This is a genomic window from Kluyvera sichuanensis (genome assembly GCF_014218705.1).
GTDB lineage: Bacteria > Pseudomonadota > Gammaproteobacteria > Enterobacterales > Enterobacteriaceae > Kluyvera > Kluyvera sichuanensis.
Genome location: NZ_JABBJF010000030.1, coordinates 13,878 through 30,664 on the forward strand (window position 1 = coordinate 13,878; position 16,787 = coordinate 30,664).

The 16,787-nt window shown below is 57.3% G+C and carries 14 protein-coding genes; 8 read left to right on the top strand and 6 right to left on the bottom strand.

Annotated features, from left to right (window positions below):
* Nucleotides 1–53: 53 nt before the first annotated feature.
* From HII27_RS22030 to HII27_RS22040, 3 genes are read left to right on the top strand one after another with little or no spacing between them, the layout of a single operon-like run.
* Nucleotides 54–695: an amino acid ABC transporter permease gene (locus HII27_RS22030; RefSeq protein WP_185669560.1), complete on the top strand. Its 642-nt coding sequence runs from the start codon at nt 54–56 to the stop codon at nt 693–695.
* Nucleotides 696–710: 15 nt separating this feature from the next.
* Nucleotides 711–1,376 carry an amino acid ABC transporter permease gene (locus HII27_RS22035; protein WP_123650079.1) on the top strand — a complete coding sequence of 222 codons (666 nt, stop codon included), beginning with the start codon at nt 711–713 and terminating at the stop codon, nt 1,374–1,376.
* The gene (locus tag HII27_RS22040) at nt 1,369–2,130 is read left to right on the top strand and encodes an amino acid ABC transporter ATP-binding protein (RefSeq protein WP_185669561.1); all 762 of its coding nucleotides are present in this window, start codon (nt 1,369–1,371) and stop codon (nt 2,128–2,130) included. The genes HII27_RS22035 and HII27_RS22040 overlap by 8 nt, the downstream gene beginning before the upstream one ends.
* A 526-nt stretch (nt 2,131–2,656) precedes the next feature.
* Here the strand turns inward: HII27_RS22040 and HII27_RS22045 are convergent.
* Nucleotides 2,657–3,421: an SDR family NAD(P)-dependent oxidoreductase gene (locus tag HII27_RS22045; RefSeq protein WP_185669562.1), complete on the bottom strand. Its 765-nt coding sequence runs from the start codon at nt 3,419–3,421 to the stop codon at nt 2,657–2,659.
* A 181-nt stretch (nt 3,422–3,602) separates the two neighbouring features.
* Here HII27_RS22045 and HII27_RS22050 point away from each other — a divergent pair, with 181 nt between their 5' ends.
* On the top strand, nt 3,603–4,919 hold the full coding sequence (locus HII27_RS22050; protein ID WP_185669563.1) for an aspartate aminotransferase family protein: 1,317 nt from the start codon (nt 3,603–3,605) through the stop codon (nt 4,917–4,919).
* A 78-nt stretch (nt 4,920–4,997) separates the two neighbouring features.
* Here the strand turns inward: HII27_RS22050 and HII27_RS22055 are convergent, their stop codons facing one another.
* The 5 genes from HII27_RS22055 to HII27_RS22075 form a co-directional block, all read right to left on the bottom strand.
* Nucleotides 4,998–6,560: an AbgT family transporter gene (locus HII27_RS22055; protein WP_185669564.1), complete on the bottom strand. Its 1,563-nt coding sequence runs from the start codon at nt 6,558–6,560 to the stop codon at nt 4,998–5,000.
* A gap of 253 nt (nt 6,561–6,813) precedes the next feature.
* Complete coding sequence (locus HII27_RS22060; RefSeq protein ID WP_185669565.1) at nt 6,814–8,382, bottom strand: FGGY family carbohydrate kinase; 1,569 nt, start codon at nt 8,380–8,382, stop codon at nt 6,814–6,816.
* The gene (locus HII27_RS22065) at nt 8,333–9,751 is read right to left on the bottom strand and encodes an L-fucose/L-arabinose isomerase family protein (RefSeq protein ID WP_185669566.1); all 1,419 of its coding nucleotides are present in this window, start codon (nt 9,749–9,751) and stop codon (nt 8,333–8,335) included. Before HII27_RS22065 ends, HII27_RS22060 begins: the two co-directional genes overlap by 50 nt.
* 32 nt (nt 9,752–9,783) lie before the next feature.
* A complete protein-coding gene (locus tag HII27_RS22070) occupies nt 9,784–10,737 on the bottom strand; it encodes a transketolase family protein (protein WP_185669567.1) in 954 nt (317 codons plus the stop codon).
* The gene (locus tag HII27_RS22075) at nt 10,730–11,560 is read right to left on the bottom strand and encodes a transketolase (RefSeq protein ID WP_185669568.1); all 831 of its coding nucleotides are present in this window, start codon (nt 11,558–11,560) and stop codon (nt 10,730–10,732) included. Before HII27_RS22075 ends, HII27_RS22070 begins: the two co-directional genes overlap by 8 nt.
* A gap of 315 nt (nt 11,561–11,875) precedes the next feature.
* Between HII27_RS22075 and HII27_RS22080 the strand changes: the two genes are divergently transcribed.
* The 4 genes from HII27_RS22080 (at nt 11,876) to HII27_RS22095 (ending at nt 16,785) form a co-directional block, all read left to right on the top strand.
* Entirely contained in the window at nt 11,876–12,826 is a 951-nt protein-coding gene (locus tag HII27_RS22080) for a sugar-binding transcriptional regulator (RefSeq protein ID WP_185669569.1), read from the top strand.
* A 168-nt stretch (nt 12,827–12,994) separates the two neighbouring features.
* Complete coding sequence (locus tag HII27_RS22085) at nt 12,995–14,380, top strand: MFS transporter (protein WP_185669570.1); 1,386 nt, start codon at nt 12,995–12,997, stop codon at nt 14,378–14,380.
* Nucleotides 14,361–15,704, top strand: a complete 1,344-nt coding sequence (locus HII27_RS22090; RefSeq protein ID WP_185669571.1) for an apiosidase-like domain-containing protein — start codon at nt 14,361–14,363, stop codon at nt 15,702–15,704. The genes HII27_RS22085 and HII27_RS22090 overlap by 20 nt, the downstream gene beginning before the upstream one ends.
* A gap of 64 nt (nt 15,705–15,768) precedes the next feature.
* Entirely contained in the window at nt 15,769–16,785 is a 1,017-nt protein-coding gene (locus HII27_RS22095; protein WP_185669572.1) for an ROK family protein, read from the top strand.
* Nucleotides 16,786–16,787: the final 2 nt, after the last annotated feature.

Sequence of the window (16,787 nt, forward strand, 5' to 3'; positions counted from 1 at the left end):
CGGCCGAGCAACGCGACGCCGGGAGTGACACCCACGACTCTCAGGAGGGCACCATGGACGCAATAGCATGGCAGTTACTGATTGAAGGCGCATGGACGACCCTCTGGATTTCGGCCATCGCCATCGCTTTTGGGGTGGTGATAGGGCTGATTATCGCCTTTGTGCGCATGATGAAAATCCCGGTCATCGACCAGATTCTGGTTATCTATATCAGCCTCGCCCGCGCCACGCCGCTGGTGACGCTGGTGCTGTTTCTCTTTTTATCGCTGCCGACGGTGGGCATTAATCTCGATAAAACGGTGGCGGCTATCGTTGCGCTGACCCTCAATACCTCGGCGTTTAACGCTGAAATCTGGCGTAACGCTTTTCGCACCTTCCCGCGCGAACAGCGCGAGGCCGCGGAGTCGGTGGGGATGCGCCGCTGGCCCTATTTCCGCTACATCATGCTGCCGCAAATGTGGCTGGAGAGCCTGCCCGCGCTGGTGAACGAAATGTCCTTCCTGATTAAGGGCAGCCCGGCGATTGCGGTGATAGGCGTGGTGGATCTCACCCGCGTCACCAACCGCATCGCCTCCGTCACCTATGAACCGCTGTCGCCCATTCTGGCCGCCGGTCTGCTGTACGTGGTGATTATTGGCCTGCTGCTCAAGCTTCAGAGCATGGCGGAACGCAAAGCAAAACGACTGGCGCGATAAGCCTCGGGAGGACACATGAACCAATGGGCCATTATTTGGGCCGAGCACGACAATTTTATTGCCGGGCTGCTGGCGACGCTTGAGTTGTTTATTATTGCCGCAGTATGTGGGTTATTGATTGGCACGCTGCTGTGTTATTTCACCGAATATCAAAAGCGCGTGCTGAATAACGTTATTGTCGGCTTTGTGAACCTGATGCGGGCGATTCCGTTTTTGATTCTGGCCTATTTACTCTATTACGGACTGCCGGAGTTGGGGATTAGCCTGGATGCGTGGACGGCGGGGCTGGTGGCGTTAATTATCTATCACGGTGCCTATTTCTTTGAGATTCTCCGTAGCCAGCGGCGAGTATTTTCCAACGGCTATATTGAAGCCGCCGTGGTGCAGGGGTTTTCCCGTTACACCATTTTTCGCCGTATCGTCCTGCCGAATATTTTCTCCTCCGCGCTGCCGCTGTTGGGTAATCAGCTGATTATCTGCCTGAAGGATACCGCGTTTCTTAGCATTATTACCGTGCAGGAAATTACTGCCGCCGCGAACAGCGTGCAGGCAACCTATTTTATTCCGTTTAACGCCTTTATTGTCGCCATTGCGCTGTATTGGGCTATCAGCATCGTGCTGGAACTGCTGGTGAAACGGTTGAGTGTTTATAGCGCTAAAAGAGGAATGAGCCATGTCTGATACCACGGCGGTAAGCGTAAAAAATGTCTCCAAGCAGTTTGATAACGTAGAGGTGCTGCGCGATATCAACCTGACGGTGGAGAAGGGGACGGTGGTCAGCATTCTCGGTTCGTCCGGTTCAGGGAAATCGACGTTGCTGCGTTGCATGAACTGGCTGGAGCAGCCCGACCGCGGTGAGATCCGTATCGGCGGGCAGCGCATTGGCGTTGACGATCGCTCCGGGAAAAGCATGTCGCACCGCGAACTGTCGAAGATCCGCGAGCGGGTAGGGATGGTGTTTCAGAGCTTCAACCTGTGGCCACACCTGACGGTGCTGCAAAACGTGATGGAGGCGCTGCTGCATGTAAAAGGCATGAAGCGCGACGAAGCGCGGCAGATTGCCCATCAGCAACTGGAGAAGGTGGGGATGGAGCATAAAGCGGATGCCTATCCGATTACGCTCTCCGGCGGGCAAAAGCAGCGGGTGGCAATTGCCCGTTCGCTGGCGATGTCGCCAGAGGTGCTGCTGTTTGATGAACCGACCTCGGCGCTTGACCCGGAGCGCGTGAACGAAGTGCTGAGCGTGATGAAATCGCTGGCGGCGGAGGGGTATACCATGGTGGTGGTGACGCACGAGATGGAGTTTGCCCGCCAGGTGTCGAACGAAGTGGTGTTTCTTGAGAAGGGGATTTTGATTGAGAAAGCGCCGCCAGAGGTTTTCTTTACCGCGCCGAAGTCGGAGCGTGTGAGGCAGTTTTTGCAGAGTAGCCGTTAGTACAGGCAGCGCGGGATGGTTCTCTAGGGTAAAACTGAATATATGGCAGTAAGGTGAAAGGTTCCGTTCACTTTACGTCGGGTGGAATATGAAGTCCCTTCACCGGTGAACGGGCCAAGGGGTGCGGCCGCGCACCCCTTGGCAATCCCCGCGGCCCCGCAGGGAAATCGGTGCTTCGCACTGCGCTCGCCTACGACTCCAGCCTGCGGCACGGCGAAACTCGACGTCCTGTCTCGGTTCGCCTCAGTCCGCCATCCATGGCGTCCTGACCTTGTCTTCCGTGCTACGGCTCGCCGATTTCCAGCGGGGACTCCGCCGTTTCAGTCACTCTGGTTTTTGCTGTTAGCTAAAAGACCGCACGGTTTTGGGTGGCGTCTAAATCGCCGAAGCGATCCCTGCGCCCACGCAGTTTATATGGCTCGTGCAGGAAGGGAGCGCAACAGAGTGATAAACCTACATGCATCTCCCCTTATTGGATAACTGTCACCACAAAAGACAGCCCTGGAAGGAAGGGGAAAAAACCACACTAATCCCTATCAATCGCAAACGGCTGCCACGCCTGACGCACCGGCATCACCTCCACGCGGTTAATATTCATATGGTCCGGCAGGGTGGCGATATAGAACATCTGCTCGGCGATATCCAGCGCGGACAATGGCGTGGTGCCGCGATACAGCGCGTCCGATGCTGCCTGGTCTCCCTTGGTGCGCACCAGCGTAAACTCGGTCTCGGCAATGCCCGGTGCAAGGTCGGTGACGCGCACGCCGGTGCCTAACAGATCGCAGCGCAGGTTATAGCTAAACTGCTTCACAAACGCCTTGCTGGCACCATAAACGTGGCTGCCGGGATAAGGCCACTGCCCGGCAATTGAGCCGATATTAATAATGCTCGCCCCCGCGCCGTGGCGAATCAGCGTCGGCAGCAGGGCGTGCGTCACGTTCACCAGCCCGGTGACGTTAGTATCAATCATGGTATGCCAGTCGGACAGATCCACCTTTTGCGCCGGCTGCGGCGCCAGCGCCAGCCCGGCGTTATTGATAAGGGCGGTGACATCGATAAAGTCCAGCGGCAGTGCGGCGACGGCAGCGTCCACTGCCGCGCTGTCGCGCACGTCCAGCTCAATCACATGCACCGGTACCCACTGTGCCAGCTCGGCCTGCAGCGCCTGTAGCCTTGTGAGCCGACGTCCGCTCAGCACCAGCGCCCACCCTGCGCGCGCAAACACGTGCGCCGCCGCTTCCCCAAAGCCGGAGGTCGCTCCGGTAATAAACACCACTTTACGCTTTTGCATTGTGCTCTCCTGTGCAGGTTGTTCCGGCCACTATAAAAACCGCCGCGCGTCCTGCCGAGAGCCAGTCGGCGGATGGCGATGTGACACCGTTGTCACAGCGCCGCGACTACACTGGCTCTATCACTTTTTTTTGTGCCGACGACATGATGAATCACAGCCAACGGTATGCGAGGAACGACGAATGACAGAGTTGAACAACAAAGCGGTTCGCCAACTGGACAGAGAGTATGTTTTTCATTCCTGGTCGATGCAGGGCAACCTGAGCCCGCTGGTGATTGCCGGCGCGAAAGGGTGCGAGCTATGGGATTACGACGGGAAAACCTATCTTGATTTCAGCAGCCAGCTGGTGAACGTGAATCTTGGCTACCAGCACCCACGCGTGCTGGCGGCGATGAAAGAACAGCTGGAAACGCTGGTCACTATTGCCCCGGCCACCGCCAACCTGGCACGCGGCGAAGCGGCAAAACGCATTATTGGGCTGGCGCCGGAAGGCTTTAGCAAGGTGTTCTTCACCAACGCCGGGGCCGATGCCAACGAGAACGCCATCCGCATGGCGCGTCTGTACACTGGGCGCGACAAGGTGCTGTCGGCCTACCGCTCCTATCACGGCAATACCGGCAGCGCGATTGCCGCCACCGGCGACTGGCGTCGTGTGCCGAACGAATATTCGCGCGGCCACGTCCACTTCTTTAACCCGTACCTCTACCGCACGGAATTTAATGCCACCTCCGAACAGGAAGAGTGCAGCCGCGCGCTGGCGCACCTGCGGCGGATGATCGAATGCGAAGGCCCGTCTTCCATTGCCGCAATTCTGCTGGAATCCATTCCGGGCACGGCAGGGATTCTGGTGCCGCCGGAAGGCTATATGAAAGGCGTGCGGGCGCTGGCAGATGAGTTCGGGATTATCCTGATCCTCGATGAAGTGATGGCCGGGTTTGGCCGTACCGGTAGCTGGTTTGCCTTCGAGCAGGATGGGATCGTACCGGATCTGATCACCTTCGCTAAAGGGGTGAACGCCGGGTACGTTCCGGCCGGTGGGGTGATCATCAGCGACAAGATCGCCCACTATTTTGACGATCACTTCTTTGCCGGTGGGCTGACCTATTCCGGGCATCCGCTGGCGATGGCGGCGATTATTGCCACCCTTGATGCGATGAAGGACGAAGGGATCGTGGAGAACGCGGCGCGTATCGGTAACGGCGTGCTGCGTCAGGGGCTGGAAGCGCTGGCCGCCGCGTCACCGCTGGTGGGTGAAGTGCGCGGGCGTGGGGTGTTCCAGGCGCTGGAACTGGTGAGCGACCGAGCGAAGAAAACGCCGCTGGCGGCAGGGGATATGGCAGAAATTAAAGGCGCGTTAACCGAAGCGGGGCTGTTGAGCTTCGTGGTGGAAAACCGGATTCACGTAGTACCTCCATGCACCATCAGCGCCGAGCAGGTGCAGAAAGGGGTGGGGATTTTGCACAACGTATTAGGCAATTTTGCCCATTTAGCCGTGTAGCCTCGTCCGGGCGACGAACGGTTCCCTCTCCCCATTGGGGAGAGGGTTAGGGTGAGGGGGCGGTTCAGAACCTGATGCTTAACTCGGGCTCCAGGTATACGGCGCCGCGATACCCAACGGCAGACCTACACCCCACCACACCAGCAGCAGGATGCTCCACGCCACGAAGAAGGCGATGGAGTACGGCATCATCATCGAGACTAGCGTACCCACCCCCGCGCCCTTCACGTAGCGCTGGCAGTAGATAACGATCAGCGGGAAGAAGACCATCAGCGGGGTGATGATGTTGGTGCAGGAGTCACCGATACGGAACGCCGCCTGAGTCAACTCCGGCGAAATCCCTACCGCCATCAGCATTGGCACCATAATTGGCGACAGCAGTGCCCATTTAGCCGATGCAGAGCCAATCAGCAGGTTCACCACCGCCGTCAGCACAATCATGCCGATAATCGTTGCCTGCCCCGGTAACTCCAGCGCTTTCAGACCGTCGGCGCCCATCAGCGCGAACAGCGTACCAATGTTGGAGTCGCTGAACGCTTTGATAAACATGGCGCAGAAGAAGGCCATCACCATGTACGAACCCATTTTGCTCATGGAGTCGTTCATCGCGCCAATTACGTCTTTGCCGGTTTTAAAGGTGCCGGAGACAAAGCCGTAGACGATACCCGGCAGAATGAAGATCAGGAAAATCAGCGGCACGATGGACTTCATAATCGGCGCGCTGTAGGAGGTCAGTGAACCGTCGGTGCCACGCAGCATCGACCCTTCTGGCCAGGCCGCCGCGGCCAGTGCCGCCAGACCGAGCATCATCACCAGGGAAGCACGGCTAAAGGCGCGGCTCTCCTGCGGGGAGACACTGGACATATCTTCATCGTGTTTGAAGTCGCCGTCGATGGCCATTTTGCTGACGCGTGGCTCGACGATGCGCTCGGTGACCCACCAGCCAACCAGCGTAATGATGATGGAGGAGGCGATGCCGAAGAACAGGTTGCACAGGGTGTTAACGGTGTAGGTGCTGTCCAGCAGCTGGGCGGCAGCCTGGGTAAAGCCCTGCAGCAGCGCATCGTTACCGGTGGGTACCATGTTGGCGGCAAAGCCACCGGATACGCCGGAGAACGCGGCGGCAATCCCGACCAGCGGATGACGGCCGGCAGACATAAAGATAATCGCGCCCAGCGGAATCACCAGCACGTAGCCTGCATCTGCCGCCACGTGGCTGAACATCGCCACAAAGATCAGCATTGGCGTCAGCAGGCGCTTTGGCGTCACGCGCAGCATCTTTTTCAGCGCGACGTTAATAAAGCCGGAGCTTTCCGCCACGCCCACGCCCAGCATCGCCACCAGTACGATCCCCAGCGGTGCAAAGCCGGTGAAAGTGGTGACCATATTGGCCAGCGTATTGGTCAACGCTTCAGGAGAGAGCAGGTTGTTCACCTTCACCGCTTCCTGCGTCATCGGGTTTATCACATCAAAGGTCACCATCGACAGCACTGCCGACAGGCCCATCACAATCAGTAAAAAGTAGAAAAAGATCATTGCCGGTTCGGGTAACCGGTTCCCTGCTTTTTCTATCGCGTTAAGAAAGCCCGTCATCAGGCGGCTTTCACCCACTTCATTCCGTGTCCGTGTTTGGGTATTCATTCGGTTCCTTAATTCAGACAATTGTTTCATTGTTTGTATGAATGTTTCAGGAGAATAATAGGGGTAATTGCCGTGCGGAACTATATTTTTATGGTGGATAAATCTGACTAAAGCCGCAATTTTTGATTTTTTATTTTATCAATGAGGTTGTGTCTGGCGGTTGATTCGGTATTTTCGATGGCTGGTCATATTTATGGCTATGAATAAGCGGGTAAGGAGGGGGAAGCCATCGCTTCGCCCCTCCGGCAAGGCGTCAGGCGGATGTTTTTTGCAGCCGGGTCAGTTCAACGGCAGATTGCCATTCATGCCAGCGTTTTTGCAGCCGCCCGTGGCGAGTCATATCCGGCAGGAAGCTAACGTGCTCTGGCAAAAACTGCCGCAGCTCCTGCACTGGCAGGTTGAGCAGGGCTTTGCGCGCCAACAGCGCTGCGCCCATTGCCGACAGCTCGGTCACGTCGCTGCGCATCACCGGGCAGCCGAGCAGGTCAGCCTGGTACTGTATCAGCCAGTCGTTGCGCGTCGGGCCACCGTCGACCATCAGCGCCGTGAGGTGGAAATCGCTATGCTGGCGCATGGTCATCACCACGTCGGCAATCTGATAGGCGATGGACTCCAGCGCTGCACGAATCAGGTGCGCGCGCTTCACGCCACGGCTTAGCCCGCGAATCATCCCGCGGGCGTTTTCATCCCACCAGGGGGCGCCGAGCCCGGTTAAGGCCGGCACGAAATAGACGCCAAGCGTGGAGTCCACCGAGGCCGGAAGCTGGCTGAGCTGCTGCGCCAGCTCGGCAGGCGATAGCAGATCCAGCCCCGTGCTTTCGACCATCCAGGCGACCGCATCGCCGGTATGCGGGATATTGCCTTCAAGCCCGTACACCAGGCGTTCGCCGTCGTGCCAGGCTACGGTGGTCGCCAGCGAATTCACCCCGGACTGCGCCGAATTGACCGGTGCCATCACTGAAGATCCGGTACCGTAGGTGGCTTTGACGCAGCCCTCGCTGCCGAGGCCGTGGGCGAACAGCGCCGCGTGGGAGTCGCCGATGGCGGCCATGATTGGGATACCATCAGGGATCCCGTGGCAGCCGCGGGTATAGCCGAAAAGCCCGCTGGAAGGACGAATCTCGGGTAGCGCTTCACGCGGAATGGCGAAGAGATCCAACATCTCGTTATCCCACCCGGCGGTGTGCAGATTAAATAGCTGTGTGCGCGCCGCGTTGGAGTAGTCGCAGCAGAAGGCTTCTCCGCCGGTCAGGTTCCACAGCAGCCAGCTGTCGACGGTGCCCAAACAGATCTCACCGCGCGCCGCCAGCTCCGCGCCGTTAGGCACCGAGTCCAGCAGCCAGCGCATCTTAGAGGCAGAGAAAAGCGGCGCGATCGGGAGACCGGTTACTGCTTTGATACGCGCCTCTTTTCCCTGTTGACGGAGAGACTGGCAGAACCCGGCGGTGCGTGAGCACTGCCAGGTCAGCGCGGCGCCGAGCGGGCGGCTGTTGCGACGGTACCAGCCAACGGCGGTTTCGCGCTGGTTGCTGATGGCCAGCGCGGCAACGTTTTCCGCGCCTACCGTCTCAATGACTTGCGCGAGTACGCTGATGGAGGCCTCAATCAACAACTCCGCGGGCTGTTCGACCCAGCCATCGCGTGGTGTGCTGATGGTCAGCGGCTGCGAGCAGGACGCCAGCACGCGGCCGCGCGCATCCAGCGCGACGGCTTTGGCGTTAGTCGTGCCCTCGTCGAGGGCAATAATTACCTCTTTACTGGCCACGGTCGCCTCACTGGTGCAGGTAGGTGTTAACCCCAAGATAGCGGGTAAAGGCTTCATGCAATACCCCCGCGCAGGCGGAGTGGTTCATGGCGACATGGTGCTCGAAGCCTTCGCGGCAGATCCACGACAGCAGGTTTTCCAGGTGTGGAACCTGAATCACCGCGCGGCAGCCGACAGTATCCAGCGGATCGTCGACCGAACGGCCTTCGCCCACGTAGGCTTTGATTTCACCGGTAAGGTCGTCAGTGCTTAAGCGGAAGTAGGTGAGTTCGCCGCTTTTCATGCGCCCATGCACCGCGCCGCAGGTGTTCTCTTTGCCGACGGTGGTGCCGATGATATCAGCGGTCCCCATGTGCGGCGATTCGAGGCTGGTGGAGGCAAAGTTGCCGCAGTGGAACAGCACGCATTTGTCGCGATCGTCGCCAAAGTTATTGTTCCAGTCGGCGATAGAGGCCGGGCTGAGGTTGCTGCTGGCAAGCGCGTACATCGACAGCGCCCCCATCACGTCCACTTCGCAGGCGCTCGGCATCAGCTGGCCGGACATTACGCTCATAATTGAGCAGACGTTAATGCCTAAGTTCTCCTGCAGCGAGGTCCAGCACTGGATAGCCGTAGTGTCGATGTCGTTAGCGATAACCCATTCGCTGATAACCACAAACAGTTTCGCCATGGTGACCAGCTTATCGGCAGGAATGCGGCTGGCATCGGCGTTGTCGAGCAGCAGGCGGCGCTTCTCATCGACACGAATATCGTCGTCGCGAAGCTGTTTAATGCGGGTGAAGACTTCGGACAGGTCGAGGGTTTCTACAGCGATCCCTAATCTTTCGAGCAGTTTTTCGCTGTAGCGGACGGTGTTGAAGCCCGCCGGACGCGCGCCGATAGCGCCAACGCGCACGCCGCGCATGCTGCTAACCACGCGGCAGACCTGAGCAAAGCGCTGCAGATCCTGGGCGAACACGTCACTCTCAAGGGCGCAAACGTGCTGGGTGGTGAGGGTAAACGGAATGCCGTACTGGCGCAGGTTGTTGCACAGTGAGATTTTGCCGCAGAAGCTATCGCGACGCGTCGCCAGCCCCATCTTATCGAGGTTATCCTCTTCTGCCTGTACCAGCACCGGTACGTTGAGTCCGGACAGGCGCAGGGTTTCGGCGACGGCTTTTTCATCACCAAAGTTTGGTAACAGGACGACCACACCGTGAATTTCATCGCGGTGAGCGCGGAACAGATCGGCGCAGATTTTTGCATCCTGGCGCGTTTCCACGCCGCCCAGTTCGGTCTGCGTGTCGTTCAGCATAATGGTGTTAATGCCGAGACGGGCAAAAAGTCGGGTGGCCTGCTCGCGGGCTTCTGCCACCAGGTAGCTTGGGAAAAATCCACGGTTGCCAATAATGACGCCCATCGTCAAGGTGTGAGGAATTCGGGACATTGCATGTTCTCCAGTAAGATGTTCGTCTTTTTTTATTGTATTGCCCGCTCCGGGCACAGCGCGGTGGCTTGTTTTACGATCCCTGCGGCATCAATGCCGTGGTAGGCCCGCATGGCGGCGCGATCGGCGGCCAGGGCATATTTCCCATCGCTAATGCCGAGTCGGCGCAGCGGTATGGCGCAGCCTGCTTCGGCCAGCACTTCGGCCACCAGGCTGCCAACGCCGCCGTTGATATTATGTTCTTCTACGCTGACCACGGCCCGGTGCGGCTTGAGCAGCGACAGCAGTTGAGCGGTATCACAAGGGCGAATAGAAGGTACACTGAGAACCGTAGCATCAATACCCTTTTCCATCAGTTGTGCGGCTGCGCTGACGATTTCGTGAACCGTTGAACCCATCGCCACCAGCGCCACATCTTTGCCTTTGCGCAGCACGTCAATTTTCCCCGGCGCAAAGCGGTAATGCTCATCGTGCAGTTCGGGCAGCGCTTTACCGTCCAGACGAATATAGACCGGGCCGACGTGCTCGAGGGCGTAATCGATAATTTGCCGACACTCAAGCGGGCAGGAGGGGGCGTAGATTTCGATATTGCCGAAGCCGCGCATCACCGCAATATCGTCAATGCTGTGGTGGGTGCTGGCGAGCGGGCCGTAGCTGGCACCGGAGTTCAGGCCAAACAGCTTCACATTGGTGTTGTTGTAGCAGATATCGACTTTGATCTGCTCGTTGGCGCGAGAGATCAAGAACGGTGCGGCGTTGCAGGTTACCGCCACTTTGCCGCCCAGCGCCAGACCAGCGGCGGCGCCAACCAGCGTCTGTTCCGCGATGCCGACGTTGACCAGGCGGCCGGGAAATTTCTGCATAAACGGCGAGATTTTGGCGGTTGAGGTGGAGTCTGCCACCACCGGAACCAGGTCAACGCCGCGCTCGACGGCATCGATAAACGCATTCACCATGACGGTGGCCAGATGTTCGCTATTACTCATCTTTCAGTTCCTCCAGCGCCAGTTCAATTTCTTCACCTTTCGGTACCCGGTGGTGCCACTCCGAACGCCCCTGAATAAAGGAGACACCGGCACCTTTAGTGGTATGGGCAATGACGACGTGCGGTTTACCGTGCGGCTGAAGCCCTTCGAGGGTGGCGACCACGTCGGCCATGTTGTTACCGCTGCACTCGGTCACTTCCATCCCGAAGGCGCGCCATTTTTCATCCAGCGGGTCGGTATTGAGAATTTCTTTGGTTGGGCCTGCGAGCTGAAGGCTGTTTTTATCGTTGATAATAAACAGGTTATCCAGCTGGTAGTGTGCCGCGACCAGCGCCGCCTCCCAGTTGCTGCCTTCCGCCAGTTCGCCGTCGCCGGTGACGACGAAGACGCGGCGTTTGCTGTTATCGCGTTTAGCGGCCAGCGCAATGCCGACGGCGACCGGCAGGCCGTGACCCAGCGCGCCGGTATTCAGCTCAATCCCCGGCGTTTTGTGACGAACGGGGTGGCCCGGCAGATGAGAGTCGGCGTGCTGATAGGTGGCAAGCCAGGATTCAGGGATAAATCCGGCTTCCGCCAGCACGCAGTAGTAGCCGCCCACCGCGTGACCTTTGGACTGAATATAGATATCCCGCTCGTCGCTGCTTTTCAGCTCTGGCGAACAGTTGAGAATACGGAAGTAGAGGGCGGTGAGCAGTTCAACCTGCGACAGGTCGGCCCCGGTATGGCCGCCCGCAGGGCTTTCGGCGTTCAGCACAATGATGCGGCGGCGAATGGCCCGTGCTTTCTTCTCTAACGCCTCGATGGAGAGCGAAAACGGATTCATAGAATACCTCTTGAATGTTAATTCCACTTTGAATAAATATTCAATCAGGGTGAAAAAAAACGCCGACCATCCTGACCCCGTCACATCCTGCGTAAACGCGGCCTTTTTCTATCGGCTGGAATATATATTCACTACTGATTTATTATTCATAATGGTAAGATATGCCCTGCTATCCGGTTTGTCCACGACTTGTACAGGCTATTTTCTACAAAAAGAGAAAACGATCACATTTGCACTCTGGCCTGCCGACAGGCCATGCTTGTTATCTATTCAGCGATGAATAAAAATAACGGGCAGGGAATTAAGGGGAATGCCATGTCAAAGCAGGATGAACAGCGGCTGTTGGTAAAGATAGCCACGCTTTACTACAGCGAAAATAAAAAACAGTCTGAGATCGCCTCGTTGCTGCATCTGTCGCAATCTTTTGTCTCGCGCGCGTTGACGCGCTGTCAGAAAGAGGGGCTGGTGAAGATCACCGTCGTTCAGCCGACCAATATTTTTGTCGAGCTGGAGAAGGCCATTGAGGAGCGTTACGGCATTCGCCAGGCTATCGTCGTCGACGTGGGGGAAAACGCCAGCAATGCGCAGGTCAAACATGCGATTGGCAGCGCGGCGGCGCACTACGTCGAAACGCGACTGCGTCCGGAAGATCTGGTGGGGATCTCTTCCTGGAGCAGCACCATCCGTTGCATGGTGGATGAGATGCACCCGCAGAATATTCGCGCCGCTGGCGTGATTCAACTGCTGGGCGGCGTTGGGCCGAACGGCAACGTGCAGGCCACCATTCTGACGCAGCAGCTGGCGGCGCACCTCGGCTGCCCGGCCTGGCTGTTGCCGTCGCAAAGCATTGAACACTCGGTAGAAGAGCGCGAGCGCCTGGTCAACAGCCCGGACGTGGCGGCGGTGGTGGATAAATTTGCTGAAGTGGACGTCGCCATTGTCGGCATCGGCGAGCTTGAGCCTTCTCAGCTGCTGAAAAACTCCGGTAACTACTACAACGAAACCATGCTCGAACTGCTGGCCGAACGCGGTGCGGTGGGCGATATCTGTCTGCACTATTACGATGCCGAAGGCCGCCCGGTGCTGAGTCGTGAAGAAGACCCGGTGATCGGCATGGAGCTTGAGCAAACCCGCGCCTGCCCGCACGTGGTTGCGCTTGCCGGCGGCGTGGAAAAAAGCAACGCCATCCGCGGTGCGCTGCAGGGAAAATACATCGACGTATTGATTACGGATTACCCTACCGCACGCTCTTTAATCAAAGAGTGATTTTATCTCTTTGAATTTATTTATTTTATAAACATCGCTGTTTTTGTTGGGGTGTTTATTTATTGACTAAGTTCACAAAAGAAACTAAATGGGCTTAACTTTGTTTCTGCAGTTTACTAATGTGCGGATCGCTGAATCCTACAGTGCGAACTTCGATGGTGAACAACAATGAAAACACTCGCCACAACCCCAATACGCTTTCGCGAAAAGTTTTGCTACGGGCTGGGGGATACCTCTGCCAATATCTTCATGGGCATGACCATGATGTTTTTGTCCATCTACTACACCGACGTGTTTAAGCTGAACCCGGCGGCGATGGGCACCCTGTTTTTAATTACCCGCCTGATTGATGCCATTAGCGACCCGGTGATTGGCTCACTCTCCGACCGCACCCGCTCGCGCCTCGGGCGTTATCGTCCCTGGCTGCTGTGGTTCGCGGTGCCTTACGGTTTGAGCTGCGCCGCCGTCTTCTTTTCGCCAGACCTCGGAGAAACCGGGCGCACGCTGTATGCCTACGTCACCTACATCATTCTGGTGCTGACCTTTAGCCTGGTAGTGGTGCCTTACGTCTCGCTATTAGGGGCGATTTCCGCCGACAGCGAAGAGCGTATTCAAATAAACGCCATTCGTTTCCCGCTGGCGAAAGTCTCCTATCTCATCTGCTCGCTGCTGGTGCCGACGCTGATTGCGCTGTTTGATAACGACGTGCTTGGCTACCGCGTGGTGATGTGCGGTATTGGGGTGCTATCCACGCTACTGGTGCTGCTGTGCTATTTCAATACCACCGAGCGCGTGCTGCCGGATACCGGCCAGAATTTGAGCCTGAAAGAACAGGTGCAGTTCGTCTTTAAAAACGACCAGGCGATGATTGTCTTTGCCGCGCAGCTGGTGGTGATGATCATGAACACGCTGAAGTTTGGCGCGGCGGCCTACTTTGTGAAATACGTGCTGGAGATGCCGGCTTCTTTCCTCAGCCTGCTGCTGACCGCCGGTTCCATCGCTGGAATTGTTGCGCCGCTCCTCACCGGCTACTGCCTGAAAAAAGGCTGGGTGAAGCGCATTCCGCTGCTGGTTGCCAGCCAGATTGTCGGCGGGGTGATCACCCTGATTATCGGTCTCACCCCAACCAACGCCATCTATCTGCACGCCGCGCTGTTCGTTCTGGCGACGCTGGCGGTTGAGCTTATCGCCGTTATCCTGTGGGCGACCGTGGCCGACGTGGCGGATTATGGTTTCCACCGCTACGGCGTGCGTATTAACGGTATGATCGGCGGCGGGATGCTGTTTGCCACCAAGGCCGGTATGGCGATTGGCGGCGCGATTATTGGCTATGTTCTCGCCTGGTATGGCTACAACCCGGACACCATGACCAGCGCCTCACCGACCCAGCTTTCCGCTTTCACCTTGCTGTACGCCTGGCTTCCTGCGGCCTGTATGTTCCTCGCCGCGTTCCTGTTCTCTCGCTACAAACTGGACGAAAAAGCCTGCCAGGCGTTTCTCCAGGACAGCCCATCTTTATCATCAGGAGTAGGTTATGAAAAAACTGCACATTAATGGACGAAGCTTTTATGACGACAATAATCAGCCATTTTTCTATACGGCCTGCACCGCCTGGGAACTGTTTCATAAGCTCACGCTAGAGGAGGCAGAGCGCTATCTGCGTAACCGGGCGGAGAAGGGATTTAACGTGGTGCAAGCGGTGGCAGTATGCGAACTCGATGGGCTGCATACGCCAACCTATGCTGGAGGGCATGTGCCGTTCCATGACCTCACCACGCTCGAGCCGAACGAGGCCTACTTTGACCACGTTCGCCAGGTGAGCGAAATGGCGAACCGCCTGGGTATTTTTATTGCGCTGGTGCCAATGTGGGGCTCCCACTGGAGCGTCAATAACAGCTGGGGGACCGATAAAAAGCCGCTGTTTAATGTTCATAACGTGTCAGGGTTTTGCCGTTATCTTAGCGATAAAATGCGTGATATTGGTCTTATCTGGATGATTGGCGGCGATCGTGCCATCGCCAGCGACGAGCAGCGTGACCTGCTGGAGGCGATGGCAAAAGGGCTGCGGCTGGGTGCCAGCGGTGACGCGCTGCTGACCGTGCACAGCCAGGGAGGACGCAGCACCCTGGATATGCTAGGCGAACGGCCGTGGCACGATTTTTTGGTCTGGCAAACCGGCCATATGGGTCAGGCCTATCCCTCATGGCGGCCGATTGAAATGGACTACCAACGCCAGGATAAACCGGTGCTCGACAGCGAACCGTGCTATGAAGCGCATCCGGTCATGTGTCAGCATCAGTTCAAACGTTCGCAGGATGCCAGCCGCTTCACCGACCGCGAAATACGGCGTACCAGCTACTGGTCGGTGTTTGCCGGCGGGGCAGGGATCACCTACGGCTGCTACAGCCTCTGGCAGATGCGCCGCCCGGAGGACGACAGCGTGGCGATCCCGGAAAGCGCCGCCAGCACCTATCAGGGCGACACTATCCCGTACTGGTTTAACGTCCTTGATTATCCGGGCGCGTTTAACATCGGCCAGCTGCGCCGCTTTATGGAATCGCTGCCGGACTGGCAGCATCGGGTGCCTGACCAAACGCTGCTGCAAAGTGCCAACCCAACCGACAGCCGTCACTGCCGGGCGATGCGTGATGAGAAGTGTCGCTGGATAGCGGTTTATGTTCCGGAGCAGCAGAATATCGTGGTCGACGTACGCGATTTCGCCCAGACCGGGTTTGAGATTGCCTGGTTTGACCCGCGATACGGCATTATGAACCGGGTGAGTGATGATATTTCCGAAACCTTCTTCCTGAGCATTGATCCGCCGGAAACGGGAAGTGATTGGGTGCTCGTTTTGCGGCAAAAAGAGAAGAGCAGGTAATACGCCGCCAGGGTGTTATGATACCGGCGCCAGGAAGTTATCACGCGCACCGAGGTTGAACACCATGGATTATAAAAAGCAGATCCTCAATATTCTGCACAGTGAAAATGAGTCGCGGGCGGAAATGACCCGTCGACTCGGCGTGACCAAAGCGTATATCACCAAGCTGACCTCTCAGCTGTTGGCTGACCGGCTTATCGAAGAACGCGAGGTCAAAGATATCGCTTTTGGTCGCCCGCAGCAGATGCTGGCGGTCAAATCGCAAACCTGGTTTAGCGTCAATATCATGCTGCGAAGAGGGAACTTGCAGGCGACGCTCAATGACTACAATACGCAGCAGACCGCGCTCGCCAAATATGATGGGGCGCTGGCGGAGGTGATGTCGCCAGCATCGCTGGTGCAGATTGTGGTCGACTGCGTTAAATCGCTCTGTGAATCCGCAGGCGTTCTGCTGTCCCGTATCAAAATCATTAGCATCGCGTTGCAGGGGGGGATTGAACACTACACCGGCATCGTGCGCTACTGCCCGCTGTTTATCGAAAACAACGTCAACCTGAAGCGCGATGTTGAAGAGGCGATTGGGATCACGGCGCAGATTTTTAATATTGCGCACTGTACCAGCCACATGCTTGCCAAGCTTTCACCGGGCTCATCCTGGGTGGCGTTTATGCCGGGCTTTGGTAGCCTGGGCTACGGCTATTGTATGAACGGTGAGACTGGCCTCGGCGAGAACGGTTTTTACCCTGAGATAGTCCATCTGCCCTATGAAGGTGGCATTGAGCAGGCATTTTACGTCAGCGAAGAGAATAAACCCGAAACGTTGCTCTCGACCGCGAAGGCGCTCTATTTCGCTATCTGCTGTACCGCACCCATCCACAACATCAAAAACGTGATTGTGACCGGGGAGCTGTTTGAAGACTATGGCGATGAAATTCTGCCGCTAACGCAGGGAATGCTCAACGACAGCCCGGACCGGCATATCCGTGAGATCCACATTCGCCACTACAAAACCGGCTATTACTATGGGGTGAAAGGGCTGGTGCAGCTCAGTTCCGATGGGATAACCGAGCTGCTGGTATAATG